Source organism: Candidatus Enterococcus ikei (assembly GCF_017316105.1).
GTDB lineage: Bacteria > Bacillota > Bacilli > Lactobacillales > Enterococcaceae > Enterococcus_L > Enterococcus_L ikei.
On sequence record NZ_JAFLWD010000056.1, the window covers coordinates 1 to 1,530 of the forward strand.

A 1,530-nucleotide genomic window follows, 5' to 3' on the forward strand; every position below is an offset into this window, starting at 1 on the left:
ATTATTATCTGTATAATACGACTAAAATATAATATGTTATTTTAATTAAAATTATATTAGTATATACAAGGTTTTAAAACGTTGTTAATACAACGTTATTTACCGTTTTTTTCTTTCCGAAACATGTGTTTTAATTATTTTATTAAAATAAAATTAGTTTTTCTGATTCGTATTATTTCCAAAAATATTATAAAGGTTATAAAATCCTAAGGTAGAAGCTTAAATAAATATTTATATGGTTTGAGATTTTCGAAAGGAGAGTGTGAATTGGTTTTAACTGGCTTCTAATTGTTCGTTAGGTATTTTATTTTGAGTATATGAGGAGGATAATTATGAAAAGTGATAAGCAAAAAAAGAAAAGAACTTCTAAGTCTAAAAAACAAAACAAGTATCGTGCATTATCATTAGTGTTGACAAGTAGTTTAGTTATTGCGCCGTTGACTGTTCCATTGACGTTTTACTTAACAAATGGAATTACTGCTTCTGCAGCAATCTTGGATGCAGAAATTCTATCTAACATTACTAGCTCAAATAATAGTGGAACTACTACTGCAAACCGTTGGGCTGCTGACGGATCCTCCCAAAATGTAGATTTTACAATTTCTGGAAGTGAGTTAGTTGGTGGTTCAGTTATTACTAGCGGAACAAAACAAGCAGTTTTAGCTATTCCGAATGCATTGAATGGAAATGTTGCTATAAACGGATCAGCTCAAATTAATACAAATATTACATTAACTATTGGTGATTTAACCTTTTTAGCAGGGACGCTGAGTGCGGTTAATAATTTATCAACCTTATTAACAGATATAGTTGATGGATCACTAGGAAGTTTGACAGGCGTTACTTTAGATTTAACAACAGTTAACCAAAAAATCGATGCTTTAAATAATCTTAAAAATTTTGGTAGTGCTGAATTTGAGTCAACCGCAACATTGGCTTCAGATGGCACATATATTAGTGCTGATATCGATGATGGACTAGGTTTAGTTCTGGCACAAAATGTTAAGTCTATTTTACAAGATTTAAAAGCTGCAGTTGATGCTTTAAATGCCACAGGAAGTGGTATTGCCAGTAACATAGTAGCTGCTGCCATCAATGCAGCATTACTTCCGGTAAAAGGTACTGTTGATACTGCCATCAATGTAGCACTTCCTCTAGTAGATGTAGGAGGAGCTGGAATTAATCAGTTAGCTGATGCATCCATATTAGGCAGTACAACAATTACGATTCCAACTACCATTACTAGCCCAACAAGTTTAGCTCAAAATTTAGATGCACGATTTGTTGGTACGGTCATAAAAGCAGATGCTATTGATGTCAGTTTAATCACTACTGCTGATGGTGTATCTGATATTTATTACGCTGGAACCACAGCAGTTGTAGCTCCACCAGTAGTAACCAATACAACAGGTACCTCAGCAACAGGTTATACAGTGACAGGAACAGCGACAGCAGGTAATACTGTAGAAATTCGTAATACAGGTGGAACAGTAATTGGAACAGGAACAGCGGATGGTAGCGGCAACTTCA

General features: G+C 34.1%; 1 protein-coding gene. It reads left to right on the plus strand.

Translation table 11 applies throughout. The features are described from left to right. Positions 1–332 precede the first annotated feature (332 nt). On the plus strand, positions 333–1,530 hold a 1,198-nt coding region (locus JZO69_RS16090), incomplete at its 3' end, for an adhesive domain-containing protein (RefSeq protein ID WP_242586918.1).